The organism is Pseudomonas sp. H1_A03, from assembly GCF_054685145.1.
The window spans coordinates 2,736,447-2,761,895 of record NZ_CP162829.1 but is presented as its reverse complement, the minus strand read 5'-3'; the positions used below and the strand labels follow the sequence as shown (position 1 = coordinate 2,761,895).

24 protein-coding genes are annotated in these 25,449 nt (G+C 59.8%); 18 read left to right on the top strand and 6 right to left on the bottom strand.

Going from position 1 to position 25,449, the window contains the following annotated elements; all coding sequences use genetic code 11:
• Positions 1 to 44 precede the first annotated feature (44 nt).
• Positions 45 to 206, bottom strand: a complete 162-nt coding sequence (locus AB4O35_RS12705; protein ID WP_175402983.1) for a hypothetical protein — start codon at positions 204 to 206, stop codon at positions 45 to 47.
• Positions 207 to 337: 131 nt separating this feature from the next.
• Between AB4O35_RS12705 and AB4O35_RS12700 the strand changes: the two genes are divergently transcribed.
• The 3 genes from AB4O35_RS12700 (at position 338) to AB4O35_RS12690 (ending at position 2,943) form a co-directional block, all read left to right on the top strand.
• Complete coding sequence (locus tag AB4O35_RS12700; protein ID WP_065873269.1) at positions 338 to 1,204, top strand: LysR substrate-binding domain-containing protein; 867 nt, start codon at positions 338 to 340, stop codon at positions 1,202 to 1,204.
• A gap of 90 nt (positions 1,205 to 1,294) precedes the next feature.
• Positions 1,295 to 1,765: a RidA family protein gene (locus AB4O35_RS12695; protein WP_065873270.1), complete on the top strand. Its 471-nt coding sequence runs from the start codon at positions 1,295 to 1,297 to the stop codon at positions 1,763 to 1,765.
• Positions 1,762 to 2,943, top strand: a complete 1,182-nt coding sequence (locus AB4O35_RS12690; protein ID WP_065873271.1) for an aminotransferase class V-fold PLP-dependent enzyme — start codon at positions 1,762 to 1,764, stop codon at positions 2,941 to 2,943. Before AB4O35_RS12695 ends, AB4O35_RS12690 begins: the two co-directional genes overlap by 4 nt.
• On the opposite strand, the gene AB4O35_RS12685 is transcribed toward AB4O35_RS12690, so the two are convergent.
• Positions 2,940 to 3,281: a hypothetical protein gene (locus AB4O35_RS12685; protein ID WP_049709603.1), complete on the bottom strand. Its 342-nt coding sequence runs from the start codon at positions 3,279 to 3,281 to the stop codon at positions 2,940 to 2,942. The two genes, AB4O35_RS12690 and AB4O35_RS12685, sit on opposite strands and share 4 nt — an antisense overlap.
• Before the next feature lie 219 nt (positions 3,282 to 3,500).
• Here AB4O35_RS12685 and rapA point away from each other — a divergent pair, with 219 nt between their 5' ends.
• Positions 3,501 to 6,347, top strand: coding sequence for an RNA polymerase-associated protein RapA (rapA, locus tag AB4O35_RS12680; protein ID WP_065873272.1), 2,847 nt, complete (start codon positions 3,501 to 3,503; stop codon positions 6,345 to 6,347).
• Between the two features lie 182 nt (positions 6,348 to 6,529).
• On the opposite strand, the gene AB4O35_RS12675 is transcribed toward rapA, so the two are convergent.
• Positions 6,530 to 7,876: a spinster family MFS transporter gene (locus AB4O35_RS12675; protein WP_065880042.1), complete on the bottom strand. Its 1,347-nt coding sequence runs from the start codon at positions 7,874 to 7,876 to the stop codon at positions 6,530 to 6,532.
• A gap of 250 nt (positions 7,877 to 8,126) precedes the next feature.
• On the opposite strand from AB4O35_RS12675, the gene AB4O35_RS12670 reads away from it, so the two are divergent.
• The 3 genes from AB4O35_RS12670 (at position 8,127) to AB4O35_RS12660 (ending at position 13,277) form a co-directional block, all read left to right on the top strand.
• The gene (locus tag AB4O35_RS12670) at positions 8,127 to 8,492 is read left to right on the top strand and encodes a YkgJ family cysteine cluster protein (protein ID WP_065880043.1); all 366 of its coding nucleotides are present in this window, start codon (positions 8,127 to 8,129) and stop codon (positions 8,490 to 8,492) included.
• 138 nt (positions 8,493 to 8,630) lie between these two features.
• Positions 8,631 to 10,895, top strand: coding sequence for a putative bifunctional diguanylate cyclase/phosphodiesterase (locus tag AB4O35_RS12665; protein WP_065880044.1), 2,265 nt, complete (start codon positions 8,631 to 8,633; stop codon positions 10,893 to 10,895).
• A gap of 204 nt (positions 10,896 to 11,099) precedes the next feature.
• The gene (locus tag AB4O35_RS12660; protein WP_065945395.1) at positions 11,100 to 13,277 is read left to right on the top strand and encodes a hypothetical protein; all 2,178 of its coding nucleotides are present in this window, start codon (positions 11,100 to 11,102) and stop codon (positions 13,275 to 13,277) included.
• 39 nt (positions 13,278 to 13,316) lie between these two features.
• Here AB4O35_RS12660 and AB4O35_RS12655 read toward each other — a convergent pair whose 3' ends face one another.
• Positions 13,317 to 14,405, bottom strand: coding sequence for a hypothetical protein (locus AB4O35_RS12655; RefSeq protein WP_065945394.1), 1,089 nt, complete (start codon positions 14,403 to 14,405; stop codon positions 13,317 to 13,319).
• Positions 14,406 to 14,656: 251 nt separating this feature from the next.
• Complete coding sequence (locus AB4O35_RS12650; RefSeq protein WP_065945393.1) at positions 14,657 to 14,968, bottom strand: DUF2288 domain-containing protein; 312 nt, start codon at positions 14,966 to 14,968, stop codon at positions 14,657 to 14,659.
• Between the two features lie 341 nt (positions 14,969 to 15,309).
• Between AB4O35_RS12650 and AB4O35_RS12645 the strand changes: the two genes are divergently transcribed.
• The 9 genes from AB4O35_RS12645 (at position 15,310) to AB4O35_RS12605 (ending at position 23,005) form a co-directional block, all read left to right on the top strand.
• Complete coding sequence (locus AB4O35_RS12645) at positions 15,310 to 16,437, top strand: branched-chain amino acid ABC transporter substrate-binding protein (RefSeq protein WP_065873279.1); 1,128 nt, start codon at positions 15,310 to 15,312, stop codon at positions 16,435 to 16,437.
• A gap of 226 nt (positions 16,438 to 16,663) precedes the next feature.
• Positions 16,664 to 17,587, top strand: coding sequence for a high-affinity branched-chain amino acid ABC transporter permease LivH (livH, locus tag AB4O35_RS12640; protein WP_003231100.1), 924 nt, complete (start codon positions 16,664 to 16,666; stop codon positions 17,585 to 17,587).
• Positions 17,584 to 18,837, top strand: coding sequence for a high-affinity branched-chain amino acid ABC transporter permease LivM (locus AB4O35_RS12635; RefSeq protein ID WP_065873280.1), 1,254 nt, complete (start codon positions 17,584 to 17,586; stop codon positions 18,835 to 18,837). The genes livH and AB4O35_RS12635 overlap by 4 nt, the downstream gene beginning before the upstream one ends.
• A complete protein-coding gene (gene livG, locus AB4O35_RS12630; protein WP_010212365.1) occupies positions 18,834 to 19,601 on the top strand; it encodes a high-affinity branched-chain amino acid ABC transporter ATP-binding protein LivG in 768 nt (255 codons plus the stop codon). Before AB4O35_RS12635 ends, livG begins: the two co-directional genes overlap by 4 nt.
• Before the next feature lies 1 nt (position 19,602).
• Positions 19,603 to 20,304, top strand: a complete 702-nt coding sequence (locus AB4O35_RS12625) for an ABC transporter ATP-binding protein (protein ID WP_010212366.1) — start codon at positions 19,603 to 19,605, stop codon at positions 20,302 to 20,304.
• A 248-nt stretch (positions 20,305 to 20,552) separates the two neighbouring features.
• A complete protein-coding gene (locus tag AB4O35_RS12620) occupies positions 20,553 to 20,849 on the top strand; it encodes a BufA1 family periplasmic bufferin-type metallophore (RefSeq protein ID WP_012722651.1) in 297 nt (98 codons plus the stop codon).
• A gap of 22 nt (positions 20,850 to 20,871) precedes the next feature.
• The gene (gene bufB / locus AB4O35_RS12615; RefSeq protein WP_065945392.1) at positions 20,872 to 21,750 is read left to right on the top strand and encodes an MNIO family bufferin maturase; all 879 of its coding nucleotides are present in this window, start codon (positions 20,872 to 20,874) and stop codon (positions 21,748 to 21,750) included.
• Entirely contained in the window at positions 21,747 to 22,523 is a 777-nt protein-coding gene (locus AB4O35_RS12610; protein ID WP_065872396.1) for an HvfC/BufC N-terminal domain-containing protein, read from the top strand. The genes bufB and AB4O35_RS12610 overlap by 4 nt, the downstream gene beginning before the upstream one ends.
• Positions 22,520 to 23,005, top strand: coding sequence for a DoxX family protein (locus AB4O35_RS12605; protein WP_065872397.1), 486 nt, complete (start codon positions 22,520 to 22,522; stop codon positions 23,003 to 23,005). Before AB4O35_RS12610 ends, AB4O35_RS12605 begins: the two co-directional genes overlap by 4 nt.
• Here AB4O35_RS12605 and AB4O35_RS12600 read toward each other — a convergent pair.
• Entirely contained in the window at positions 23,002 to 23,910 is a 909-nt protein-coding gene (locus AB4O35_RS12600; protein WP_065872398.1) for a LysR family transcriptional regulator, read from the bottom strand. The genes AB4O35_RS12605 and AB4O35_RS12600 overlap by 4 nt on opposite strands.
• A 103-nt stretch (positions 23,911 to 24,013) precedes the next feature.
• Here AB4O35_RS12600 and AB4O35_RS12595 point away from each other — a divergent pair, with 103 nt between their 5' ends.
• Both AB4O35_RS12595 and AB4O35_RS12590 read left to right on the top strand, forming a co-directional pair.
• Positions 24,014 to 24,613: a short chain dehydrogenase gene (locus AB4O35_RS12595; protein WP_065872399.1), complete on the top strand. Its 600-nt coding sequence runs from the start codon at positions 24,014 to 24,016 to the stop codon at positions 24,611 to 24,613.
• Between the two features lie 95 nt (positions 24,614 to 24,708).
• The gene (locus AB4O35_RS12590; RefSeq protein WP_065872400.1) at positions 24,709 to 25,380 is read left to right on the top strand and encodes a COG3650 family protein; all 672 of its coding nucleotides are present in this window, start codon (positions 24,709 to 24,711) and stop codon (positions 25,378 to 25,380) included.
• Positions 25,381 to 25,449 lie beyond the last annotated feature (69 nt).

The following is a 25,449-nucleotide window of genomic DNA, read 5'->3' as shown; positions in this document are numbered from 1 at the left end:
AAAGAAGGGAAATAACTGACCTGCATCAATGGATGCAGGCTGTTTCAACGCTTTTTTGGCTTGTTCTTAGGTTTTTTCTTAACTTTGCCGAGCGGCATTGCCTGTTCAAACGCCTGGCGTACTTCATTCAAGCGCTTGTCATTGAGGTCGTGCACCCGCTTGGCGCGTTCGGCACTCAGGTCGATCAGTTTGTCGTCTTCACTCATGGCTTGGCTTACGTGGTGGCTAGAATGGCTCAATAATGCGGCCTCCCCCGCCCAACGGCAAATCAGCGGGCGACAAAAGGCAGGTCATCCCACAAAATCGGTACTTTTCCCCTATCAGGAGACGCACTCAGGTGGCACTGCACAAGGACCTTCCGCCGTTGCTGGCACTGCGCGCCTTTGAAGCGGTGGCGCGGCATTTGAGTTTTATCAAGGCCGCGAACGAGTTGTCGGTGACCCAGAGCGCCCTGAGTCATCAAGTACAGAAGCTTGAGCAACACTTGGGCAAACCGCTGTTTATCCGACGCACGCGCGCGATTGACCTGACTGCCGACGGCCAACGTTACTACGACGAAATCAGCCCGGCCCTTGGCGTCATTGCCGCCGCTACCCGTGCCCAACGCGTGCCCCCTAGCGCCACGGTATTGCGCATCGGCTTGCTGGCCTCCTTTGCCACCCTGTGGCTGGCACCACGCCTGGCCGGGTTTCTCAACCGCTACCCGCATATCCAAGTGGAGTTGTTGCCGGCGATCCAGCTGGCGAACGTCGCAGCCGCCGAGGTCGACCTCGCCATCCGCTATGGCAAGGGCGATTGGCCCGATGTGCAGGCCACGCGACTGATGCCGGAAATCCTCTCCCCGGTGTGCAGCCCGGCGTTCAACGCCCGGCATGACGGCCCGCTGCTGATGGCCACTTCGCACCGCCCGTTTGAATGGACCGATTGGTCTGAGCATTACCACGTCGACCTCGCCAACCACCCCCGTGTGATGCTGCACGACTACAACATCGTGGTTGAAGCCGCTGTGGCTGGCCAAGGCATCGCCATGGGCCGTCATCGCCTGATCGAGCGCAAGCTTCTGGACGGCAGCCTGGTACAAGCCTTCGATTGGCCGCCCTATCACAGCGACATTGGCTACTGGCTCATCGCCCCGCAGGGCACTACGAATGAAGCAGCCGCGTGTTTCAGCCAATGGTTGAAGGAAACCTGCGCCGACGCGTGAGTGATTTCGATACGTCGCGTGAGATCTATCCGTTTGTCGCCTTTCTGAGCAACCAACATGCTGAAACCTCCTGACTCAAGAGGATTCATCATGAGCGACTCCATCCGCCAACGCGTGCAAGCTCTCGGCCTCACGCTGCCCGCCCCCAGCCAACCGGCTGCCAACTACATCAGCCATGTCATCAGCCAGCACCAGTTGTTCATTTCCGGGCAAATTCCACTGGTGGACGATAAACCTGCCTACGTGGGCCGGCTGGGTGAATCCTTGAATGATGAAGAAGGCGCCCAAGCGGCGGAACTCGCCGCGTTGAGCCTATTGGCGCAGTTGAGCGATGCGCTGGGTGATGACCTGTCGCGCCTGGTGCGCACGCTGCGCCTGGGGGTCTTTATCGCCTGCAGCGCTGATTTCAAGCAACAGAGCGTGGTCGCCAACGGTGCCTCCAACCTGTTGGTCAACGCCCTCGGCGAAAAAGGTCGGCATGTGCGTACCGCCCTGGGCGTTTCCAGCCTTCCGGCCGGCGTAGCGGTGGAGGTTGATGCGATTTTTGAGTTGCGCCCATGAGCCCGCGCGAAATCCAACAACTGCGGGATGCAACGCCAGGCTGCCAGTCCGGCATCGTGCATTTCAACCATGCAGGCGCCTCCTTGCCCAGCCAGGCAACCCTCGACGCCATCATCGAGCAGCTGCAACGCGAAGCCCGCGACGGCCCGATGGAGGCCGGCGAACACGGCGAGGTGCTGCTAGAAAAAGCCCGCCGAGCCGCCGGGCAGTTACTCAATGCCCCGGCTTCCTCAATTGCCTTTGCCAGCAGCGGCTCGACCGCCTGGAGCATGGCCTTCCAGGCCTTGGGCCGCTGGCAGCCCGGCGACCGCATTCTGGTGGGCCGTCATGAGTGGGGCGGCAACCTGGCGAGCATGGAACTGGCCGTGCAAGCCGGCGCACGGATCGAAGTCATCCCCTGCGATGACAGCGGCGCGGCCTGCCCAGTGGCGCTGGAATCAATGATCGATGCCCATGTGAAGTTGATCGACCTCACTTGGCTGCCGGCCAACGGTGGCCTGATCAACCCCGCCCAGGCCATCGGTGAGGTCGCCAGGCGCCACGCCATCCCCTACTTCATCGACGCCGGCCAAGCCGTCGGCCAGGTGCCAGTGGATGTGCAGGCGCTGCAGTGTGATGTGCTCAAATCGGCCGGTCGCAAACACCTGCGTGGGCCGCGTGGCACAGCGCTGTTGTATGTGCGGCCGGCGTTTCTCGAGCGATTGAAGCCGGCTCAGCGCGACGTGTTTTCAGCGCCATGGACCGCCCAGGGTTTCGACCTGCGCAACGATGCCCGTCGCTTTGAAACCAGCGAGACATCGTTTGCCTTGCTGGCCGGACTGGGCAATGCGTTGCAGGAGATGAATCGGCTGGGCATCGAGCGCGTCTGGGAGCGCGTCTCGCAGACCAGTGAGCGAATTCGCGAAGCGTTGCGTGGGATTCCTGGCATTACCCTGCATGACTTGGGCACCCGTCAATCAGGCTTGATCGCTTTCAACCTGGCCGGTTGGGATGCGTTCGAACTCAAACGGCGCCTGGGCTTGCAGCGCATCAACATCGGCGCCAACGGCGTGGCGTATACCCCGTTGGATATGCAAGCGCGAGGCCTGCAAAGCGTGGCGCGGATTTCAGTCAGCCCGCTCAACAACGAGGACGATATCGCGTTGCTGTCAGCGGCCTTGCGTGAATTGGCCGACTAAACCTCGACGTCGACCCACAAGCCCTGGCGCGGCGCGTCTTCGATCAGCGGAATCACCGGCACGGTGTTGTCGGCGTTGAGCACATCCCCCGGAATGGCCAAGTGCTGCTCCGGGTCCTCTGCGGCTTCACGCTGGCGTTTCTGTTGTTCCTGCTGGCGACGTTGTTCTTCACGCAGTAAAAAGGCCGACGTCTCGGCGTCGCCCTTTTTCAGGTCGATAGTGCTCTCGTTGGAGCCCGGCTGAACTGGCACCACGGGCGGGATATCCGGTTTCTGTCGCACCGGATCGAGTTGTGACGTCACCGGCACAACGCTGACGGGCAGCATGGGTGGCAGCATAATGATTACTCTCCTGATCAACAGGCTGTCGGCGGGTGGCAGGGCGACTTGAGCACAAGCACGCCAAGGTGTGACCCAGTCGACACTCGCAAGTGCCCGCCACCCGTCGATTCAGCGCTGGATACGCTCGCCAAAGAGAGTAGTTTTTCTCAGAGTCCTTTGGATGGGGGCCTTGTTCCGTTAAGATAGTCTGCTTTTTCACGGCGGGAGTCAGGCAGCATGGCGCAGCAGTATCAACCGGGGCAACGCTGGATTAGTGACAGCGAAGCAGAGCTGGGGTTAGGCACCGTTCTGGCACAGGACGGCCGCTTGTTGACCGTGCTCTATCCGGCCACTGGCGACACTCGCCAGTATGCGCTACGGAATGCGCCCCTCACCCGCGTGAGGTTTTCGCCGGGCGACACCATCACCCATTTCGAAGGCTGGAAAATGACCGTGCAGGAAGTCGACGATGTCGACGGCTTGCTGGTGTACCACGGCCTCAATGGGCAGCACGAGCAGGTCACCCTGCCGGAAACCCAACTCTCCAACTTTATCCAGTTCCGCCTGGCCAGCGACCGTCTGTTCGCCGGGCAGATCGACCCGCTGGCCTGGTTCTCGCTGCGCTACCACACCCTGGAACACACCAGCCGCCAATTGCAGTCCTCGCTGTGGGGCCTGGGCGGCGTGCGTGCGCAACCTATCGCGCACCAACTGCACATCGCCCGTGAAGTCGCTGACCGTATCGCGCCTCGGGTATTGCTGGCCGACGAAGTAGGCTTGGGCAAGACCATCGAAGCCGGCCTGGTGATCCATCGCCAACTGCTCTCGGGTCGCGCCAACCGCGTTCTGATCCTCGTCCCGGAAAACCTGCAGCACCAATGGCTGGTGGAAATGCGCCGGCGCTTCAACCTGCAAGTCGCGCTGTTCGACGAAGAACGCTTTATCGAAAGCGATGCCGCCAACCCGTTCGAAGACACCCAACTGGCGCTGGTCGCGCTGGAATGGCTGGTGGACGACGAGAAGGCCCAGGACGCACTGTTCGCGGCTGGCTGGGACTTGCTGGTCGTCGACGAAGCCCACCACCTGGTGTGGCATGAAGAGAAAGCCAGCCCCGAATACACACTGGTCGAACAGTTGGCTGAAGTGATTCCCGGCGTGCTGCTGCTCACCGCCACCCCGGAACAACTGGGCCAGGACAGCCACTTCGCGCGCCTGCGTCTGCTGGACCCGAACCGCTTCCACGACCTGGCGGCCTTCCGCGCCGAGAGCGAAAACTATCGCCCGGTGGCCGAAGCCGTGCAGGAGTTGCTGGACAAGGGTCGCCTCTCCCCTGCCGCACACACGACCATCCAGGGTTTCCTCGGCAACGAAGGCGAAGCCCTGCTGACCGCCGTCAACGATGGCGACACAGAAGCCAGTGCGCGCCTGGTGCGTGAGTTGCTCGACCGCCACGGCACTGGCCGCGTGCTGTTTCGCAACACCCGCGCCGCTGTGCAAGGCTTCCCGGAGCGCAAGCTGCACGCCTACCCGCTGCCAAACCCGGACGAATACCTGGAGTTGCCGCTGGGCGAACACGCCGAGCTGTACCCGGAAGTCAGCTTCCAGTCGCAGCCGGACATCGAAGAAGAAAACCGCTGGTGGCGCTTCGACCCACGGGTCGAGTGGCTGATCGACCAGCTGAAAATGCTCAAGCGCACCAAGGTCCTGGTGATCTGCGCCCACGCCGAAACCGCCATGGACCTGGAAGACGCCCTGCGCGTGCGCTCCGGCATCCCGGCCACGGTGTTCCATGAGGGCATGAACATCCTCGAGCGTGACCGCGCCGCCGCTTACTTCGCCGATGAAGAGTTTGGCGCCCAAGTGCTGATCTGCTCCGAGATCGGCAGTGAAGGCCGTAACTTCCAGTTCTCCCACCATTTGGTGCTGTTCGACCTGCCGTCCCACCCTGACTTGCTGGAACAGCGGATCGGCCGTCTGGACCGGATCGGCCAGAAGCATGTGATCGAACTGCACGTGCCTTACCTGGAAACCAGCCCGCAAGAGCGTCTGTTCCAGTGGTACCACGAAGCGCTGAACGCGTTTCTCAATACCTGCCCGACCGGCAACGCCTTGCAGCACCAGTTCGGCCCACGCCTGCTGCCGCTGCTGGAAAACGCCGACGACGGCGAGTGGCAAGCCCTGGTCGACGAGGCCCGCGTCGAACGCGAGCGCCTGGAGCAGGAACTGCACACCGGTCGAGACCGCTTGCTGGAGCTCAATTCCGGCGGCGCGGGTGAAGGCGATGCGCTGGTCGAAGACATCCTTGAGCAAGACGACCAGTTCGCCCTGCCGATCTACATGGAAACCCTGTTCGACGCGTTTGGCATCGACAGCGAAGACCATTCGGAAAACGCGCTGATCCTCAAGCCCAGCGAAAAAATGCTCGACGCCAGCTTCCCCCTGGGTGACGACGAAGGTGTGACCATCACCTACGACCGCAACCAGGCACTGTCGCGCGAAGACATGCAGTTCATCACCTGGGAACACCCGATGGTGCAGGGTGGCATGGACCTGGTGCTGTCCGGTTCCATGGGCAACACCGCCGTGGCGCTGATCAAGAACAAGGCGCTCAAGCCGGGCACCGTGTTGCTGGAGCTGCTTTACGTCAGCGAAGTGGTCGCGCCGCGCGCGCTGCAACTGGGTCGTTACCTGCCGCCGGCGGCACTGCGCTGCCTGCTGGACGCCAATGGCAACGACCTGTCGGGCCGCGTGTCGTTCGAAACCCTCAACGACCAGTTGGAAAGCGTGCCTCGGGCCAGCGCCAACAAGTTTATCCAGGCCCAGCGCGACCATCTGACGCCACGGATCAACGCCGGTGAAGAGAAGATCACCCCGCGCCACGCCGAGCGCGTAGCCGAGGCCAAACGTCGCCTGGCGGCGGACACCGACGAAGAGCTGGCGCGCCTGACCGCGTTGCAAGCGGTCAACCCGACCGTGCGTGACAGCGAGCTGGTTGCCCTGCGCAACCAGCGCGAGCAAGGCTTGGCCATGCTGGATAAAGCGGCGCTGCGACTGGAAGCGATTCGAGTCCTGGTAGCGGGTTGATTACCACCCTGCTCCGCTAAAAAGAAGGCCCGCGCAATGCGGGCCTTTTTTATTCGCTTGAGAATATCTGTGGCATTAATAGCGCCTTCGCGAGCAAGCCCGCTCCCACATTTGACCGAGTTGTCATGTCGATCACCGATCAATGTGGGAGCGGGCTTGCTCGCGAAAGGGTCCACTCGGTCTCAAGCCGTAGCCACAGCAGCCGGCACCTCAACCGCCACCAACCCCTCTTTCATCCGTTTGGCATCCCGCACAAAACAGCGCGACGCCTGAAACAAAAACAACAGGGTCAAGAACAGCGCCACCGGAATCAGGTACATGGCGTCATGTAACCCCACCGCCTTATAGGCCTCCGTCATCTGCTCCGCCCCCGCCGCGTACATAGCCGAATGGGCAAAATGATCGGAAAGCCCACCCACGACGATCGGCCCCATCCCCCCACCCAGCAAGTACAACCCGGCAAAAAACAGCGCCATCGCCGTGGCCCGCAGGCGCGGTTCCACCACGTCCTGAATCGCCGTGTACACGCAGGTGTAGAAGTTATAGGCAAACAACCAGCCCACACTGAACAACGCCACAAACACACCAATCTCAATGCGCCCGGCGTGCAACGCCCAGGCAGTGGTCACGGTGGAGATGATCAGGCTGAACGCGGCGAACAACAGCCGGCCATTGGCTACGCGTTGATGGATCTTGTCGGCGATCCAGCCGCCTAGGGTCAGGCCCACCAGGCCGGTCAGGCCGACGATCACCCCGGTGGCCACGGCGGCGTCCTGCAGCGGCATCAGGAAGTAACGCTGCAACATCGGCACCAGGAACGAGTTACAGGCGTAGGTGGCAAAGTTAAAGCACAGCCCGGCCAGCACCAGCCACAGGAAGGTAGGCACCGCCAGCACGCGACGAATCGGGCGGTCGACGCGTTCCTGGGAAACCTGCACGGTTTCCGCCGCGCCACGCTTGGGCTCCTTGATATAGAACATGAACACCGCAAGGATCAGCCCCGGCACTGCCGCGATAAAGAACGGTGCGCGCCAGCTGTCAAACGCCTTGACCATCCAACCGATGGTGAAAAACGCCAGCAATAGCCCCAAGGGCAGGCCCAGCATGAAAATGCCCATGGCCCGCGCGCGACGGTGCGCCGGGAACAGGTCGCCAATCAGCGAGTTGGCCGCTGGCGCATAGCTGGCCTCGCCGATGCCGACGCCCATGCGCACCAGCAAAAACGTCCAGAAACTGCCGACCAGGCCGTTGACCGCCGTCAGCCCGCTCCAGGCGAACAGGCCCCACCCCATCAGCTTGCTGCGCGAGCCGGTGTCGGCCATACGCCCCAGGGGCAAGCCGGCGATGGCGTAGACGAGGGTAAAGGCGGTGCCGATGATGCCGAGCTGGAAGTCGCTCAGGTGCCATTCCATACGGATTGGCTCAATGATGATCGCCGGAATGGTGCGGTCGAAGAAGTTGAACAGGTTGGCCAGGAACAGCAGGAACAGAATGCGCCAGGCATTCGCCGCTTGGGTCGAGTTCTGCATGGGTCCGTCTCTTTTATTGTTATGAGAGCTGCGATGCCCGCTGCATCCTGCCCGGTACCTGCAACATAGTCAGGCGGGCGGCGGTTGTCTGTAATGATTCGTAAAGCTGATAGGGCATGATTTCACCCGGTGCTGCGGGACTTTGCCTACGAAAATATAAGTCCGCGCCCCCCTTCCCAACAGCCATGGCGCGGATAGAATGGCGAGCCTTCCCGTAGTCCCCCCTCTACTTATCCTATTGATGACGCCCATGTCCGAAGCCAGTCCGTGTCTGAGTTGCGGTGCCTGCTGTTCATACTTTCGTGTGTCTTTCTTCTGGGGAGAGTGCGCCTCATCGGGTGGCACGGTGCCCGACGACCTAGTGGTGCAAATCAACCCAACGCGCGTGGCGATGATCGGTACCGACCAGAAACCCGCCCGCTGCTGCAGCCTTGAAGGTGAAGTGGGTAAAGGGACGAGTTGCTCGATCTATGAGCAACGCTCAAGCCCCTGCCGCGAGTTTGAAGCGTCGTGGAGCCAGGGCGTGCAGAACGTCGATTGCGATGCCGCACGCGCCGCGTTTGGCTTGGCGCCGTTGCATGCGCCATTCGAATTGGAGCTGCCCATCAGCGCTTAGCATCAAACGCTATGAGCAGCATGCAAAAATAATTCAGAGCAAAGTGCCATCATTCCTGGCAAATTCCGTAAGGCTTCTATACTTGACCTCATAGGTCATCGCCGTAGGCAGTGACGTGACGCTATGACGGGACATGCTATGGAATGGCTGGGTCTGCATTTGTTCACCGGGATTCCGGAAAGCGGGCATTTATTACTCAATTGCAGTCATAACCCCTTTTTGGTGCTGTTGGCCTACCTCGTCGCTTGCGCGGCAGGCTTTGGCACGCTCGACATGGCTGAACGCGTAGGTCATGTCGAGAACCCGACCGCGCAGCGCCATTGGCGCTGGCTCGGCGCCAGTTGCCTGGCGGGCGGGATCTGGTCCACCCACTTCATCAGCATGCTGGCCTTCCAGGCGCCTATCGCGATTCACTACGACCTGTTGATGACGTTCGCGTCCTTGCTCATCGCGCTGATCGCCTCGTTGATCGCCATGCAGACCCTCAGCCATCCTCACCTGCGGTTCCACCAATATGGGCTGGCCTCCCTATGGATGGGTGTCGGCATCGCCTTGATGCATTACGTCGGCATGTCGGCCATGCGTTCCCAGGCCCAGCTGTATTTTGAGACGGAGTTGTTCATAGCCTCGGTGGCCATCGCCATGGGCGCAAGCCTGGCTGCGTTGTTGCTGTCGAGCTACCTGCGCACCGGCACCGGCGTGTTTCATCAACTGCTCAAATACGCCGCCAGCCTGGTCTTGGGTGCGGGAATCCTGAGCATGCATTTTACCGGCATGGCCGCGATGCAATTAATTGTTCCCACTGGGGCTGACCTCTCATTGCCTTCGGATAACAACCCTATCCAGCTGGGTTTGTCGGTGGCGGTCATCACCCTGCTGGTGATTGGCAGCAGCATCAGTGCTGCCCTGGCCGACAAGAAACTGCAGCATAAGGAACGCGACCTGCGCCGGGTTAATGCGTTGCTCAGCGAACTGGATCAGGCGCGCGCTTCATTGCAACAAGTGGCCCATTACGACGCCCTGACCAGCCTGCTCAATCGACGGGGCTTCAACCAAATCTTTGCAGAGAAGCTTGCCGAAAAAACCGCCTCCCACGGCATGATGGCGGTGATTTTTCTTGATATCGACCACTTCAAACGCATCAACGACAGCCTCGGGCATGACGCAGGTGACCAGTTGCTCACCGTGCTGGCCGCGCATATCAAGGGCTCGGTGCGCAGCCATGCCGACGTGGTTGCGCGGTTCGGCGGCGATGAGTTCTGCATCTTGATCAGCATCCACCACCGCGACGAAGCCCGGCACCTGGCCCAGCGCATCATGCAACAGATGAAAGAACCCATCGAGCTGGCCGGTCGACGCATGGTAATGACCACCAGCATCGGCATCAGCCTGTTCCCCGATGACGGCCTCACCTGCGAGGAGCTGCTGAAAACTGCCGACCTGGCGCTGTATCAGTCCAAGGACACTGGGCGCAACACCCTGAACTTCTTCAGCTCCAACCTGAAAACCCGCGCCTTTCTCGAACTGCAATTGGAAGAGGAACTGCGCGGCGCTTTGCGCACCCACGACCAACTGGTGCTGTTCTATCAACCGATCTTTGACATGAAGCTGGGCAAAGTTACGCGGCTAGAGGCCCTCGTACGCTGGCAACACCCAAAGCACGGCCTGCTGGCACCAGATCGGTTTATCGGCATCGCCGAAAGCAATGGGCTGATTGCCGAATTGGACCACTGGGTGTTGCGCCAAGCCTGTCATGACCTGAGCATGCTTTCTGACAGAGGCTATACCGAACTGACGATGTCAGTGAACTGCTCGGCCCTGAACCTGGCCCGTGACGAGCTGGCGGATGAAATCGAAGATGCGCTGCGCTTCAGCGGCGTCGCCGCCAACCGCCTGGAGCTGGAAGTCACCGAAAATGCGCTGATGGGCAATATCAGCAGCACCCTGACGCTGCTGCGGCAAATTCGCGCGCTGGGCGTGTCGCTGGCCATCGACGACTTTGGCACCGGCTACTCGTCCCTCGCCTACCTCAAGCGCCTGCCGCTCAATACCTTGAAGATCGACCGCTCGTTTATCCAGGATATTCCCAAGTCCACTGCGGATATCGAGATCGTTCAGGCGATTATCGGGATGGCCCACACCCTGCACTTGCAGGTAGTCACTGAAGGCGTCGAAACCCAGGCGCAATTCGAGCTGCTGCTCAAGCATGACTGCGATTTCGTCCAGGGTTACCTGCTGAGCCCGGCAGTGGCGGCCAGTGACATCATGGGTGTGATCCAGAGCATCAACATGCGTAACCCGCTCTACCCGCACAGCGTGGTGGGCGCCAAAGACAACAGCTCGCCGAAAGAAACGTCCTCAAGCCGCGGTGGCTCTACGTCCATCGTCAGGCCAATTCGCTGACGCTCAATATTTGGCATTTCGCCATCATTCGCCTAAAGAACACCGACGAACGGCCGATTCATCAGAGTCCGGCCGGGTTTTCCCTGAAGAAACCAGGGTTATCCCCCTTCGGCCAGGACAAGGACGCACTGCAAAGTCGCGAACACCCATTCCGTGATGGCCCTTTGATTTGTTTCAGCCATCCGTTCAGGCACATGGCGCACAATGACCTCTAAAAATAACTCTGCCACCGTGGTATCCGACGTGTTGCTCCCAGCTCCTGCGGACAAGCCCTCAGGCTCAAAGTCATTGAGCACCGCCCGGCCGCTGGCCACCCAGCAATACCTGTACTTCACCGAAACCAATACCGACCGCATCCTCGACAACCTCGATGGCCTGCGCGACATGGTGTTCCCGCGCCCGCCCCACCTGGAAGGCGACAGCGATCCGCGCAACGAGCAGGAATTCCCCTCGGTGTGCCTGATCGGCCTGGGCCGCTGCGGTTCGAACATCGCGCTGGACGTGGCGGAGCTGGTGTACAACGCGCGCAAGTTCTATTTGAACGAGTTCAGCAACGAAGACAAGTCGCAGGACAAGGGCTACAGCCCGGCCCAGTGGATCCGCAACAACCTGCGCCTGGGCAGTGGCAAGGCGAGCAAACCGGTGTTCCTGGTGGAACCGCTGGTGATGCTCGGCGACCTGGACAAGGACATCGCCGGGCGCATCCGCTTCTCGCGCAAGGGCGAAAAAAGCGGCTTCCTGCGCGATTACAGCAAGATGAAAATCATGGACCTCTCGGAAGTCCATGCCGGCGGCGCCGGTAACGCGCCGATCCTCGGCCAGTACCTGGCCAAGATCATCCTCAATAAAGACACCCAGCGTTTTTCCAGCCCCGATTGGAAGATGATCCACTCGTACCTGATCGACTCCTGCGGCATCAAGGCCAACCAGTCGCGCCTGTACTTCTCGATCTTCAGCGCCGGCGGCGGCACCGGCTCGGGCATGGCCTCGGAATTCGGCCTGGCTCAGCAACACTCGTACATGAACAAGACGTTCGACACCAAGCCCGCCGACGAGCATGACAGCAAAAGCGGCCACGCCTTTGTGTTCGAGCCGATCTTCACCAGCGGCATCTGCGTGCTGCCGAATATCTCCGACCACCGCAGCGAAATGTCCGAGGCGTTGCACATCAACGCCGGGCGACTGCTGTGCAAATACCTGTCGGAAGAATGGGACTTCTCTTACAACTTCGACAACGAAGACAGCAGCGAAGCCAGTGTGAAGGGCCGCATCCGGCCGTGGAACGCGATGATGCTGATCTCCAACGACATCATGCGTTACGCCGAAGAAAGCGATGACGGCAATATCCAGAACATTGACGTCAATGCCATGGAAAAACACGCCAACCAATACATTTCCCAGCAGATCTTCAACATCCTCACGGCCCAGGCCGTCACCACCGACTACGACCAGAACTACTTCCGCCGCGCCGGTATCGACATCGGCGAAACCATTCGCCTGGATGCCAACGACCTGTTCATGAGCCTGGCCGGACCGGTAGCGATTGCCTACGCCGAGTCAGTGGTTCCGGAAACACCGGCACCGTCGAATGACAAATTCAAGGTCTTCGAGAAAGAGCCACAGCGCCTGAACATCGACGACCTGTTCTTCCGTTCCATCGACCTGCCGCACTTCAACAAGGTCACCCAGGCCATCGAAGGCATCAGCCTGTTGCCGATCGAATCGAAGCGTTACAAGGCTTCCTTGGAGCAGTACAAGAACTCCGGCTACGACGCGGCGGCGCTGCATGACCTGCACTTCTTCAAAAATTGCTCGTCAGTGGTGTCGATCGTGTCCCTGCCCAAGGACTACAAGCTGTCCTACATGGACCTGAACCGGCTCAAGACCCACCTTAACAGCCTGTTCCCCAACACCACCCTCAAGCGCTACGCCTTGGTGATCGGCGCCTCAGCCAACTTATCCCTGACCACCCTGATCGCGAAAAGCCCGTGCCTGTCGGATGACTTCCTGACGTTGATCGTGGCGTTCATCAAACGCTGCTTTGCGCGCAACCCGTACCGTTTCGACGACACGCTGGACAACTCGATCCTGGACTTCATCATCCACGGAGACTTCGACGAAGACCGTATCGACGAGCTGCTCAACGAGTTCGAGAACCCGGCGAAGATCCTCGATACCAACTGGTACGCGATCAAGCCGATGTATGAGAAGAAGTACCGCGAGTTGATCAACGACAAAGACAAGTTCGTGTCAATCAATGACATCCGCCTGTCGCGGGATTGTGTGAAGAAGGCGATCAAGTACTTGCGTGAGATTTATCGTCACCGGATCGGGAAGACCAAGGTTATTTCGTTGAATAACCACACCGGTAAGACCGGCTGAGGCATTGCGACGGTACCGCTCGGCACCGTTACTGTTTCATCAGGCTCTTCGTTTCTGCAGATAATCGACGATGACTTGTTCGTCTGCAGGCTTAGCTGGCCGGGGCAGCTGCTCTGGCCAACCGGCACCCTGCGTGCCGAAAAACTGCTTCTGCTCAGCCTCATCCCAGCCGCGGATTTCACGCGAAGCCGACTCCCACCAGCCCTGTCGGCACACGTCGTAATAGGGGTTCTCTGGTGCCGCGCTGCCGTAGAGCAAATCGCGGCCGACCCTTTTCAGGTGTTTGCGCTGATTGCGCAGTTTCCATTTGATGAGCAGCCGCTGCCAGGCTGATGGCAAAGGCTTGACCTGCGGCACATCCAAGCAACGCATGACCAATTCAGGCCCGAAGGTTTCACCGTGAAGGCTGAAAAAATGCGCCTGCATGGCGTGAAAGAAGCGCTTTTCGGCGTAATAGTGATGAACGATTTTCTTCGACTCGCGCACCGTCTTGCCACGCATCGCAAAGGAAATCGCGATTTGCTCGATGGTGTGGATATCAAAGGAACCCTGGGTCCACTCGTCGATCAAGCGGATCGACGTTTCGAGCAGCGCGGTATCACTGGCGCACACACCGCACAGGCCACTGTTGTAGAGCTTGAAGCTGTTGCTGGCAGAGACTCCATGGGAGTGCAGGTGCTGGCCCAGCTTGAGGTAGTCCGGGCGTTTGCAGACGTAATGCCAGTCGTACTCGAGCTCGTCCATCACATACTGGCCAGGCTTGATGAGTTCAAACACGCAATGGGGGGATTTGAGGAACAGCGTGTCGGTGTCGACGAACAGGGTTTTGTCCGCCAGCTTCAACCCTTGTGCGATTGCACATGCCTTGCGCCGGTGGAGGTAGCCGTTTTCGCCCTGCCATTGGGTCAGGGTCTGCTCATCCAGCTCGATGGTTTCCACCGGCCAGCCGATGAAGTCCTGGGGACGATCAGTCATGACCCGGATGCACAGCGACTCACCCTGCTTGAGCTGCGCCAGGGCAGTGAGAATGCTGAATTTGGCCTCACGCCGATAAACATCCTGTTTACCGTAGATAAGGTAAAGCAACTGGTGCGAGGGTTTCGCTGAGAGGGGCAGCGTTGAGGGCATGACTGGCTCCGAGTAACAAGCCGCGGACTTTACCGGATTTCAGTCTTTCCTACCCTGCGATCTGACAGCTGCCGGGCATATATTCACACCGGGAAACAATTCTCCGACCTGTTCGGTCATCGGAAAACTGTTCCCATGACGTGCCCGTCACCCTGCGCTGTGACCTTTCTCCACGGCAAGGTGCCATCACCGCGCCAGCGGTTACCCCGCTACACACTTTCAAACGGGCAAAGCACGCACCATTTCGGTGCTCAGCCTGCGGACACTGCCCTTTCCTGGATCAGGATCCAGGGCGAAACCACCACCGCCCATAAGCTCGGGTCGCGCTCCACCAGGTCCAATGCCCGCGTCGCAGACACTTCGCCAAGGCTCCCGGCAGCCAGCCAGGCAGCGACTTTGTCGCGGTTGTCCTCAGCCATTCCCTCGGCAGCCTCGATCAAATCCAGGCCGGCATCGACCCACAATAGGGCACCCTTGGCAAAGAACGGTTCAAGCTCCTTCCAGGATATTTCGGCGGTTTCACCGAGCAGCTTGGCATAGAGGGTGCTAGGTTCTTGCGTCATGGGACTTCACCTGAAGAAAAAAACGGCGCAATCATAACGTCACGCATCAGGTAGAAAAACCCAGTTGCAAATGAGTCATCGATAGAAAGTGTCAGGAAAGCCAAGGATTACCCGGAACTCTGGCATCACCTCGCCGCAATTCTGTCTTTTTCTTTCATTTATGCGACACCCCCGGGTTTTGCCCCCAGCAGCCAGCTTTTCAAGCGATCAACCGGCGCTCTACACTGTACCGGTACAGTTGCCAGGGCACTGCCGGGGGGATATCCGAGATATCTGATCCGGTTCTGCAGCTCACAAGGCCGCTAGAACTATAAAAAATACAACAGTAAGAGTGGAGCACTATGAATAAGGCTACTAAGCAGATTTCCAAACTGTTTGCCGCTATGGTCCTGGCTGGGGTTGCCGGCCATTCGTTCGCAGCCGACACCATCAAGATCGGTATCGCAGGCCCTAAAACCGGCCCAGTGACGCAATACGGCGATATGCAATTCATGGGTGCCAAGCAGGCAATCGCCGACATCAACGCCAAAGGCGGCGTCGATGGCAAAATGCTCGAAGCCAAGGAATACGACGACGCTTGCGACCCTAAACAAGCCGTGGCTGTCGCCAACAAAGTGGTCAACGACGGCGTCAAGTTCGTGGTCGGCCACCTCTGCTCCAGCTCCACTCAGCCAGCCTCAGACATCTATGAAGACGAAGGCGTGATCATGATTACCCCGGCTGCCACCAGCCCGGAAATCACTGCACGTGGCTACAAGCTGATCTTCCGCACCATTGGCCTGGACAGCGCACAAGGCCCAGCGGCCGGCAACTACATCGCCGACCACGTCAAGCCGAAAATCGTTGCCGTCCTGCACGACAAACAGCAATACGGTGAAGGCATCGCCACCGCCGTTAAACAGACCCTCGAGAAAAAAGGCACCAAGGTTGCCGTCTTTGAAGGCCTGAACGCCGGCGACAAAGACTTCTCCTCGGTCATCCAGAAACTCAAGCAAGCCAACGTCGACTTCGTCTACTACGGCGGCTACCACCCTGAGCTGGGCCTGATCCTGCGCCAAGCCAAGGAAAAAGGCCTGAACGCCAAGTTCATGGGCCCAGAGGGCGTCGGCAACGACTCCATCTCGCAAATCGCCCAGGGCGCTTCCGAAGGCCTGCTGGTGACCCTGCCTAAATCCTTCGACACCGATCCGGCCAACAAAGCCATCGTTGAAGAGTTCGCCAAGAACAAGCAGGACCCAACCGGTCCATTCGTGTTCCCAGCCTACTCGGCTATCGAAGTGATCGCCGGCGGTATTGCCGCAGCGAAGAGCGAAGACACCGCCAAAGTGGCAGCCGCCATCCACGCGGGCACCTTCAAGACCCCTACCGGCGAGCTGAGCTTCGACGCCAAGGGCGACCTGAAAGACTTCAAATTCGTGGTCTACGAATGGCACTTCGGTAAGCCAAAAACCGAAGTTTCCCCTCAGTAAGCCAGGCATTACTGGTCCAACAAGCCCACTGTGAGAGCAGTGGGCTTTGTTTTACGAGGTTTATGGGCCTGTCACCCGCGATCCGGGCGCTGGCTCACCTGAAAATCTTAAAACCGTCACCAGCGGTTCGCTGGCAAACGCTTTGTGCAACCTGCTCACAGAACAGGGCACAGGCCGGAAATGACTCCACCAGTGAAATGCGTATCGGGTTTTTAGGAGCGCTGTAATGCCTGAGATCTATCATTTTTTCCAACAGCTGGTTAATGGCCTGACCATTGGCAGCACCTATGCCTTGATAGCCATTGGCTACACAATGGTTTACGGCATCATTGGAATGATTAACTTCGCCCATGGCGAGGTGTACATGATTGGCTCCTACGTGGCCTTTATCGCCCTTGCCGGGTTGGCCATGATGGGTATCCATTCCCTGCCGCTGTTGATGACCGCCGCGTTCCTTGCGTCGATCGTCGTGACCAGTGCCTATGGCTACAGTATCGAGCGCGTTGCCTATCGCCCCTTGCGTGGCAGCAACCGTTTGATCCCGCTGATTTCCGCCATCGGCATGTCGATTTTCCTGCAGAACACCGTATTGCTGTCCCAGGACTCCAAGGACAAGTCCATTCCCAACCTGATTCCGGGGAGCTTCTCCTTCGGCCCAGGTGGCGCACAAGAAGTGCTGATTTCGTATATGCAGATCCTGGTCTTCGTCGTCACCCTGGTGGCCATGCTGGGCCTGACCCTGTTCATCTCTCGCTCCCGTCTGGGGCGCGCCTGCCGGGCCTGCGCCGAAGACATCAAGATGGCCAACCTGCTGGGCATCAACACCAACAACATCATCGCCCTGACCTTCGTGATCGGCGCCGCATTGGCGGCCGTCGCGGCGGTGCTGCTGAGCATGCAGTACGGCGTGATCAACCCTAACGCCGGCTTCCTGGTAGGCCTCAAGGCCTTTACCGCGGCGGTATTGGGCGGCATCGGCAGCATCCCGGGCGCGATGCTCGGCGGGCTGGTGCTGGGCGTGGCCGAAGCCTTTGGCGCCGATATCTTCGGCGACCAGTACAAGGACGTCGTGGCGTTCGGCCTGTTGGTTCTGGTGCTGTTGTTCCGTCCGACCGGCATCCTGGGCCGTCCGGAGGTTGAGAAAGTATGAGCAGATATCTTAAATCGGCGTTTTTCAGCGCCTTGCTGGTGTGGGCCGTGGCCTTCCCGGTACTCGGCCTCAAGCTGAGCATTGTCGGCATCAACCTGGAAGTGCATGGCACCGGTCCCGTGACCCTGACCATCATCGCCCTGTGTTCGGTGCTGATGTTCCTGCGCGTGCTGTTCACCCAGCAGGTCGGCGCCTTGCTCAAGGGCAACCGTGCGCCGTTGGTGTCGCCCAAGGTCAGCCAATTCCTGACCCTACCGCGCACCCAGCGCTACATCATCATCGGCCTGATCGTGGCCGCGTTGATCTGGCCGTTCTTCGGCTCGCGCGGCGCGGTCGACATCGCCACCCTGATCCTGATCTACGTGTTGCTGGGCCTGGGCCTGAACATCGTGGTGGGCCTGGCCGGCCTGCTCGACCTGGGTTATGTGGGTTTTTATGCGGTGGGTGCCTACACCTACGCGCTGCTGTCGCACTACCTGGGCTGGAGCTTCTGGATCTGCCTGCCGCTGGCCGGCATGGCGGCGGCCACGTTCGGCTTCCTGCTGGGCTTTCCGGTATTGCGGTTGCGCGGTGACTACCTGGCCATCGTGACCCTGGGCTTCGGTGAAATCATCCGCTTGTTCCTGCGTAACCTCACCGATATCACCGGCGGCCCCAACGGCATCAGCAGCATCCCCAAGCCGACCTTCTTCGGGCTGTCGTTCGACCGCACCGCCGCAGAGGGCATGCAGACGTTCCACGAGTACTTCGGGATTGCCTACAACCCGGTGAGCAAAGTGGTGTTCCTGTACCTGGTGGCGCTGTTGCTGGCACTGGCAGCCTTGTTCGTGATCAACCGCCTGTTGCGCATGCCGATAGGCCGCGCTTGGGAAGCATTGCGCGAAGACGAGATCGCCTGCCGTGCACTGGGCCTGAACCCGACCATCATCAAACTCTCCGCCTTTACCCTGGGTGCTGCATTCGCCGGTTTCGCCGGTAGCTTCTTTGCCGCTCGCCAAGGTCTGGTGACGCCGGAGTCGTTCACCTTCATCGAGTCGGCGATCATCCTCGCCATCGTGGTACTGGGTGGCATGGGCTCGCAACTGGGTGTGATTTTGGCCGCGATCGTGATGATCCTGTTGCCGGAAATGATGCGTGAGTTCAGCGAATACCGCATGTTGATGTTCGGCGCCATGATGGTGCTGATGATGATCTGGCGTCCTCAAGGCCTGCTGCCCATGCAACGTCCACACATGGAGCTGCGCAAATGAGCCGCGAGATCCTGAAAGTCGAAAATCTGAGCATGCGTTTCGGCGGTTTGCTGGCGGTCAACGGCGTGGCCCTGACCGTGAAAGAGAAACAGGTTGTAGCGTTGATCGGCCCGAACGGCGCCGGCAAGACCACGGTGTTCAACTGCCTCACCGGTTTCTACAAGCCGAGTGGCGGCAGCATCCTGCTGGACGGCCAGCCGATCCAGGGCCTGGCCGGTCACGAGATTGCCCGCAAGGGCGTGGTGCGGACCTTCCAGAACGTGCGGTTGTTCAAGGACATGACGGCGGTCGAGAACCTGCTGATCGCCCAGCACCGTCACTTGAACACCAACTTCTTCGCGGGCCTGTTCAAGACCCCGGCGTTCCGCAAGAGCGAACGCGAGGCCATGGAGTACGCCGAGTACTGGCTGGACAAGGTCAACCTCACCGAGTTTGCCAACCGCCCCGCCGGCACCTTGGCCTATGGTCAGCAACGTCGCCTGGAGATCGCCCGCTGCATGATGACCCGCCCGCGGATCCTCATGCTCGACGAACCGGCCGCCGGCCTGAACCCCAAGGAAACCGAAGACCTCAAAGCGCTGATCAGCGTGTTGCGTGAAGAAAACAACGCCACCGTGCTGTTGATCGAACACGACATGAAACTGGTCATGAGCATTTCCGACCACATCGTGGTGATCAACCAGGGCACGCCTTTGGCCAACGGGACACCGGAGCAGATCCGCGACAATCCTGAAGTGATCAAAGCCTATTTGGGGGAAGCGTAAAATGCTGCAATTCGAAAACGTTTCCACTTTCTACGGCAAGATCCAGGCCCTGCACAGCGTCAACGTGGAAGTGCGCCAAGGCGAGATCGTGACGCTGATCGGCGCCAACGGTGCCGGCAAGTCGACCTTGCTGATGACCCTCTGCGGTTCACCGCAGGCCCACAGCGGCAGCATCCGCTACATGGGTGAAGAACTGGTGGGCCAGCAGTCGTCGCAGATCATGCGCAAGAGCATTGCGGTAGTACCGGAAGGCCGTCGCGTGTTCTCGCGCCTGACCGTCGAAGAGAACCTCGCCATGGGCGGGTTCTTCACCGACAAGGGCGACTACCAGGAGCAGATGGACAAGGTGCTGCACCTGTTCCCTCGGCTCAAGGAACGCTTCAGCCAGCGCGGCGGCACCATGTCCGGCGGCGAGCAGCAAATGCTCGCCATCGGCCGGGCGCTGATGAGCAAGCCCAAGCTGTTGCTACTCGACGAACCTTCGCTTGGCCTGGCGCCGATCATCATCCAGCAGATCTTCGACATCATCGAACAACTGCGCAAGGACGGTGTGACGGTGTTCCTGGTGGAGCAGAACGCCAACCAGGCGCTGAAGATTGCTGACCGTGCCTACGTGCTGGAAAACGGCCGGGTGGTGATGCAGGGTACGGGCGAGCAGTTGTTGACGGACCCTAAGGTGCGCGAGGCATACCTCGGCGGCTGATCAGCTTTCAATGTGTGTGCAGGCCTGTGTGGGAGCTGGCTTGCCTGCGATGGCATCACCTTGGTGTATCAGTCACACCGAGGTGATGCCATCGCAGGCAAGCCAGCTCCCACATTTGCTTCGTGTGATCTCTGGAATGGCGTTGCTTGAAACTATTTTCGGCTGATTTGTAACGAACCCCACCCCCCTCTCTCTAGTGGTACAAGCAGGCATTCAAGCCCGCCAACCCACCCCACTGGAGAGACACCATGACCACCAAACTGTCCGCTGCCACCCTCGTCCTGGCCCTCGGTTCCGCGCTGAGCCTGTCGGCCCTGACCACCACCGCTCACGCCGCCGACGACATGCAAAAGTGCTTCGGTGTCGCCGAAGCCGGCAAGAACGATTGCGCCGCAGGTGCTGGCACTTCCTGCGCCGGCACCTCGAAAACCAAGGACCAGGCCAACGCCTGGAAACTGGTTCCGGCCGGCACCTGCCTCAAGACCCCAAGCTCCACCTCGCCGACCGGCTTCGGCCAGGAAGCAGCCTTCACTGCCAAGTCCTGATCCTCGAAAAACCTGAGTACTGATGATGACTCTTTCATCCCTGCAAGCCGTCTCCCAGGCTCAGGCGCCCGGCCTCCCACGCCGGGCCGGGCTGGGGCTCAAGCATGAGCACTTCATTGCAGTGCTGGAGACCTCGCCCGACATCGGTTTTTTTGAAGTGCACGCCGAAAACTACATGGTGGATGGCGGCCCGTTTCATTACTACCTGGGGTTGATCCGCGAACAGTACCCGCTGTCATTGCACGGCGTAGGCCTGTCCATCGGCGGAGAAGGCCCGCCGGACCGTGAGCACCTTGCACGGCTGGCAACGCTGATCGAACGCTATCAACCCCACTCTTTTTCCGAACACCTGGCCTGGTCAAGCCACGGCCCGGTGTTTCTCAATGACCTGCTGCCCTTGGCCTATGACAGTGCGACCCTGCAACGGGTGTGCGAACACATTGACCACGTGCAAAATACCCTCAAGCGACCAATGTTGCTGGAGAACCCGTCGACTTACCTGCAATTCCAGCGCTCAACCCTGGATGAGACCGACTTCATCAGTGAGATCATCCGCCGTACTGGCTGCGGTTTGCTGTTGGACGTGAATAACGTCTATGTGTCGTGCATCAACCATCAACGCGATCCGGTTGCCTACATCGACCGCCTGCCGATGCATGCGGTGGGCGAGATTCATCTGGCCGGTTTTGCCGAAGACACTGACAGCCTCGGTGATCGCTTGTTGATCGACGATCACGGCGCGCCTATCGATAACGCCGTATGGCAGCTGTACGAAAAAGTATTGGCGCACGTAGGCCCAATAGCCACGCTGATCGAACGGGACAACCAAGTGCCCGCGCTCAGTGTATTGCTGGCCGAGGCTCAACAGGCTCAATGGCACCTGTCGCAGGTGACTTCATGAGCCTTCATGACGACTTTGCCGCAGCGCTGCTGGCGCCGAACCAGGCGTGCCCCAATGGCCTGTACAGCAGCAACGGTGCCGACCCGAGCAGTCGTTTTGCGGTGTATCGCAACAATGTGCACAGCTCGTTGATCAACGCACTCGCAACGGCCTACCCCGTGACATTGCAATTGGTGGGCGAGGACTTCTTCCGTGCGATGACCGGCCTGTTTATCCAGGCTTGCCCACCCACCAGCCCGCTGATCAGCGGGTACGGCAGTGCGCTCGCCGCATTTATCCAGGACTTTGAGCCCGCCGCCAGCGTGCCCTACCTAGCCGATATGGCGCGTTTGGAACGACTGCGTGTGCGCGCTTATCACGCGGCGGACACCCAGCCACTCGACCAACCGACTGTTCTTCAAGCACTGCAAGGCCAAACAGCCCTGGGGAAATTGCGCCTGCAGCTGCATCCCTCCCTTGCCACCTTGAATTCTGCCTACGCGGTGGTGGCGGTATGGGCCGCGCACCAGACCGAAGGCGGCCTGGCCACCCTGAATCCCTGGCACGCCCAGAGTGCGCTGGTAATACGTCAGGGGCTGGAGGTCAGGGTATTTGCCACCGACAGTGGCTCAGTGGCGTTTATCAACAGCCTCGCCCATGGCAATACCTTAGAAAAAGCCGTGGAGCATGCGCTTGACGCAGCGGCCGAGTTCGACCTGCACCAATGCCTGACGCTGCTGATCAGCCACAACGCCATTACTCATTTGCATCCAGAACAAAAGGTATCGCCATGAACACTCGTCCATCAGGCCTGATCAATCGGGCCATCGCGCTTTTCGAACAAATCCCTTACAGCTTGACTGCCTTTCTTGCGCGTTTTTCGATTGCTGCGGTGTTCTGGAAATCCGGGCAAACCAAGGTCGAAGGATTCGTCATTGATTTGGTCAGCGGCACCTTCCAACTGGGCGAACCGAAACTGGCCGCCTCGACATTGCCGTTGTTTCGCAGCGAATACCACGTGCCGCTGCTATCACCGGAGGTGGCGGCGCATATGGCGGCGTTTGCCGAGCACTTCTTCCCAGTGTTGATCCTGGTGGGCTTCGCCACGCGCTTCTCGGCCTTGGCCCTGATCGGCATGACCCTGGTGATTCAGCTGTTCGTCTACCCGGACGCCTACCCGACCCATGGCACCTGGATTGCGCTGCTGTTGCTACTCGTAGCCAAAGGACCGGGGCGCCTGTCCATCGATCACTTGATCGCGCGTCGCTACGCTTAGAGTCGGTCGAGGGCCTCGCCGCTGCGCTTGAACCAGTCCACCAAGTAGTCAGCCAGCACCTGGGTGCGACGCGGCAGGCCGCCCTGGTAGGGATGCACCAGGTACATTGGCATGCTCCGCGTCTGATAATCACGCAGGAGCCAGCGCAAGCGGCCGTCAGCCAATTCCGCAGGCAGAACGTAGGACGGCAGGCGCGCGATACCAGCGCCCACTAACGCGGCCTTTTTCAACAAATTGTAGTGATTGGAGGCAAAGGTACCGCTGACCCGCACCCGCAGCAATTCGTGCTGCTGGTGGTACAACCACTCTTCACGGCCGCTGTAGTGGCTGTTGAGCAGGCAGGTGTGGGCGGCCAAATCGGCCGGCGTCTCTGGTTCGCCATGCTTCTCAAGGTACGCCGGGCTGGCGCAGGTCATTTCATGCCAGGCCAGCAGAGGCTTGACCACCAGGCGCTCGTTTTCAATCGCGCCTGAGCGTACCCCCAAATCAAAGCCATCCCGCGCCAGGTCGCGGTAATTGTTGTTGAGCTCCAGCTCGATCTGCACCTGCGGGTACTGCTTGGAAAACTCCAGCAACAAGCCATCGAAGAAGGTTTCGCCCAAGGAGACCGGAACCGTCATACGCACCGGCCCGGCCAGATCGTCCTTTAGCCGGGCCAACGCCTGACGGGCGCGATCCACCTGCACCACCAATGCCTGAGCCTGGGGCAGCAATGCCGCACCGGCTGCAGTCAGGCTGAGCTTGCGCGTCGTGCGGTGCAGCAGCACCACGGCATGCTGTGCTTCCAGCTGGCTGATTCGCTTGGACAACTGCCCTTTGCTACAGCCCAGTTTCTCCGCGGCCACGGTAAAACTTCCGGCGTCGATCAGCACGGCGAAGGCCGCCAAGTCATCCATTTCGCTCATAGATTGTTTCCATTTTAAAACCAAAGGTTGCCCATTAGTACGTTTATCTGCCTAAAAAGCCACTCTACACTGAACCCTCACTTACCCTTGGAGGAACAGCACCATGAAAATCCTATTGATTGGCGCCAGCGGCACCGTCGGCTCGGCAGTCAAGGCGGAACTGGCTCAGCGTCACGAAGTGATCAGCATCGGCCGCAGCAGCGGCGACTTCCAGGTGGATATCAGCGACAGCGCGTCGATCCGCCAACTGTTCGAACAGACCGGTAAGTTCGACGCGCTGATCTGTGCGGCGGGCCGTGTGAACTTCGTCGCGCTGGGCGACATGAGCGAAAGCGATTTCGAGCTGGGCCTGCGTGACAAGCTGATGGGCCAGGTCAACCTGCTGTTGATCGGTAGTGAATACGCCAACGATGGCGCCTCGTTTACCTTCACCAGTGGCATTCTGAATCGCGACCCCATCCGCACCGGCGCCTCGGCTGCGCTGGTCAACGGCGCCATTGACGCCTTTGTCAAAGCAACGGCAATTGAATTGCCGCGCGGCCTGCGCATCAACTCCGTGAGCCCGACGGTCCTGCTGGAAGCCATGGACAGTTACGCGCCATATTTCCGCGGCTACAAACCAGCTCCAGCCGCCGACGTGGCGCTGGCCTACGCAAAAAGTGTTGAAGGTTTACAGACCGGTCAGACCTTTATCGTGGGTTGAATCGGATACCTGTCAGATTTGACTGAAGCTGGCAGCCGGGGTTGTGATGAAACGCCAGCCTGCGTAACGTGGCGGCACTTGTCTGGAGACCGATAATGCGCGCCGCTCATACCCTTACTCTACTTGCCTTGTTTCCCCTGTTCGCCGCCTGCCAGATGTTCGACAGCGACCCAGCCAAGCCTTCTCTTGCCGGGCTGACCCGCATGCAGGGCGAACTCACGGCGGTCGGCGACAAACTGCTGTTCCAGCCGTGCAACGACAAGCGCAACTACGTGGTCAACGATACCGGAGGCACCAGCATCCTGCAGGAAGCGGCCTCCCTGGCCGGCCAGCAAGGCGCGTTGTTTGCCGACCTGCGTGGCAAGTTTTCCGGCGTTGCCAGCGGCACCCAGGGCAGCGTGGACCTGCAACAGCTGTATCGCGTCGAACGCTCGACCTCGGCCTGCAACGATCCGGACTTCAAGCGCATGATCCTGCGTGCCAACGGTCACAAGCCGACCTGGATAATGAACGTCACCGCCAAGGGCCTGGTACTGGAGCGCGAAGGCCAGCCGCCACTCGCAGTGCCTTATGTGGAAGAGCAGATCGGTGACGGCCGCTTCAACCTGATGACTGAAGCCAACAACCAGCGCGTCGAACTGTGGGTGGCCCCACAACGTTGCATCGACAGCGCGAGCGGCAGCCTGCAACACATGACCGCCGAGTTGCGCGTCAACGGTCAGGTACAGCGCGGTTGCGCGTCGTTCGGCGGTTCACGCGACGACTGACTCCACGCTGCGCTGTTTTAACATGACGGGAAACCGCCTTTGGGGCTTATAATCGCCGGTTTGCAAAAC

What these genes read in the sequence shown, in the direction of transcription:
- AB4O35_RS12650 (WP_065945393.1), bottom strand. Translation starts at nt 14,968, where the DNA reads ATGACGCAAGAACCTAGCACCCTCTATGCCAAGCTGCTCGGTGAAACC.
- AB4O35_RS12690 (WP_065873271.1), top strand. Translation starts at nt 1,762, where the DNA reads ATGAGCCCGCGCGAAATCCAACAACTGCGGGATGCAACGCCAGGCTGC.
- AB4O35_RS12625 (WP_010212366.1), top strand. Translation starts at nt 19,603, where the DNA reads ATGCTGCAATTCGAAAACGTTTCCACTTTCTACGGCAAGATCCAGGCC.
- livG (WP_010212365.1), top strand. Translation starts at nt 18,834, where the DNA reads ATGAGCCGCGAGATCCTGAAAGTCGAAAATCTGAGCATGCGTTTCGGC.
- AB4O35_RS12685 (WP_049709603.1), bottom strand. Translation starts at nt 3,281, where the DNA reads ATGCTGCCACCCATGCTGCCCGTCAGCGTTGTGCCGGTGACGTCACAA.
- AB4O35_RS12635 (WP_065873280.1), top strand. Translation starts at nt 17,584, where the DNA reads ATGAGCAGATATCTTAAATCGGCGTTTTTCAGCGCCTTGCTGGTGTGG.
- AB4O35_RS12695 (WP_065873270.1), top strand. Translation starts at nt 1,295, where the DNA reads ATGAGCGACTCCATCCGCCAACGCGTGCAAGCTCTCGGCCTCACGCTG.
- AB4O35_RS12665 (WP_065880044.1), top strand. Translation starts at nt 8,631, where the DNA reads ATGGAATGGCTGGGTCTGCATTTGTTCACCGGGATTCCGGAAAGCGGG.
- AB4O35_RS12600 (WP_065872398.1), bottom strand. Translation starts at nt 23,910, where the DNA reads ATGAGCGAAATGGATGACTTGGCGGCCTTCGCCGTGCTGATCGACGCC.
- livH (WP_003231100.1), top strand. Translation starts at nt 16,664, where the DNA reads ATGCCTGAGATCTATCATTTTTTCCAACAGCTGGTTAATGGCCTGACC.
- AB4O35_RS12660 (WP_065945395.1), top strand. Translation starts at nt 11,100, where the DNA reads ATGACCTCTAAAAATAACTCTGCCACCGTGGTATCCGACGTGTTGCTC.
- AB4O35_RS12655 (WP_065945394.1), bottom strand. Translation starts at nt 14,405, where the DNA reads ATGCCCTCAACGCTGCCCCTCTCAGCGAAACCCTCGCACCAGTTGCTT.
- AB4O35_RS12610 (WP_065872396.1), top strand. Translation starts at nt 21,747, where the DNA reads ATGAGCCTTCATGACGACTTTGCCGCAGCGCTGCTGGCGCCGAACCAG.
- AB4O35_RS12670 (WP_065880043.1), top strand. Translation starts at nt 8,127, where the DNA reads ATGTCCGAAGCCAGTCCGTGTCTGAGTTGCGGTGCCTGCTGTTCATAC.
- AB4O35_RS12675 (WP_065880042.1), bottom strand. Translation starts at nt 7,876, where the DNA reads ATGCAGAACTCGACCCAAGCGGCGAATGCCTGGCGCATTCTGTTCCTG.
- AB4O35_RS12705 (WP_175402983.1), bottom strand. Translation starts at nt 206, where the DNA reads ATGAGTGAAGACGACAAACTGATCGACCTGAGTGCCGAACGCGCCAAG.
- AB4O35_RS12620 (WP_012722651.1), top strand. Translation starts at nt 20,553, where the DNA reads ATGACCACCAAACTGTCCGCTGCCACCCTCGTCCTGGCCCTCGGTTCC.
- AB4O35_RS12645 (WP_065873279.1), top strand. Translation starts at nt 15,310, where the DNA reads ATGAATAAGGCTACTAAGCAGATTTCCAAACTGTTTGCCGCTATGGTC.
- AB4O35_RS12605 (WP_065872397.1), top strand. Translation starts at nt 22,520, where the DNA reads ATGAACACTCGTCCATCAGGCCTGATCAATCGGGCCATCGCGCTTTTC.
- bufB (WP_065945392.1), top strand. Translation starts at nt 20,872, where the DNA reads ATGATGACTCTTTCATCCCTGCAAGCCGTCTCCCAGGCTCAGGCGCCC.
- AB4O35_RS12595 (WP_065872399.1), top strand. Translation starts at nt 24,014, where the DNA reads ATGAAAATCCTATTGATTGGCGCCAGCGGCACCGTCGGCTCGGCAGTC.
- rapA (WP_065873272.1), top strand. Translation starts at nt 3,501, where the DNA reads ATGGCGCAGCAGTATCAACCGGGGCAACGCTGGATTAGTGACAGCGAA.
- AB4O35_RS12590 (WP_065872400.1), top strand. Translation starts at nt 24,709, where the DNA reads ATGCGCGCCGCTCATACCCTTACTCTACTTGCCTTGTTTCCCCTGTTC.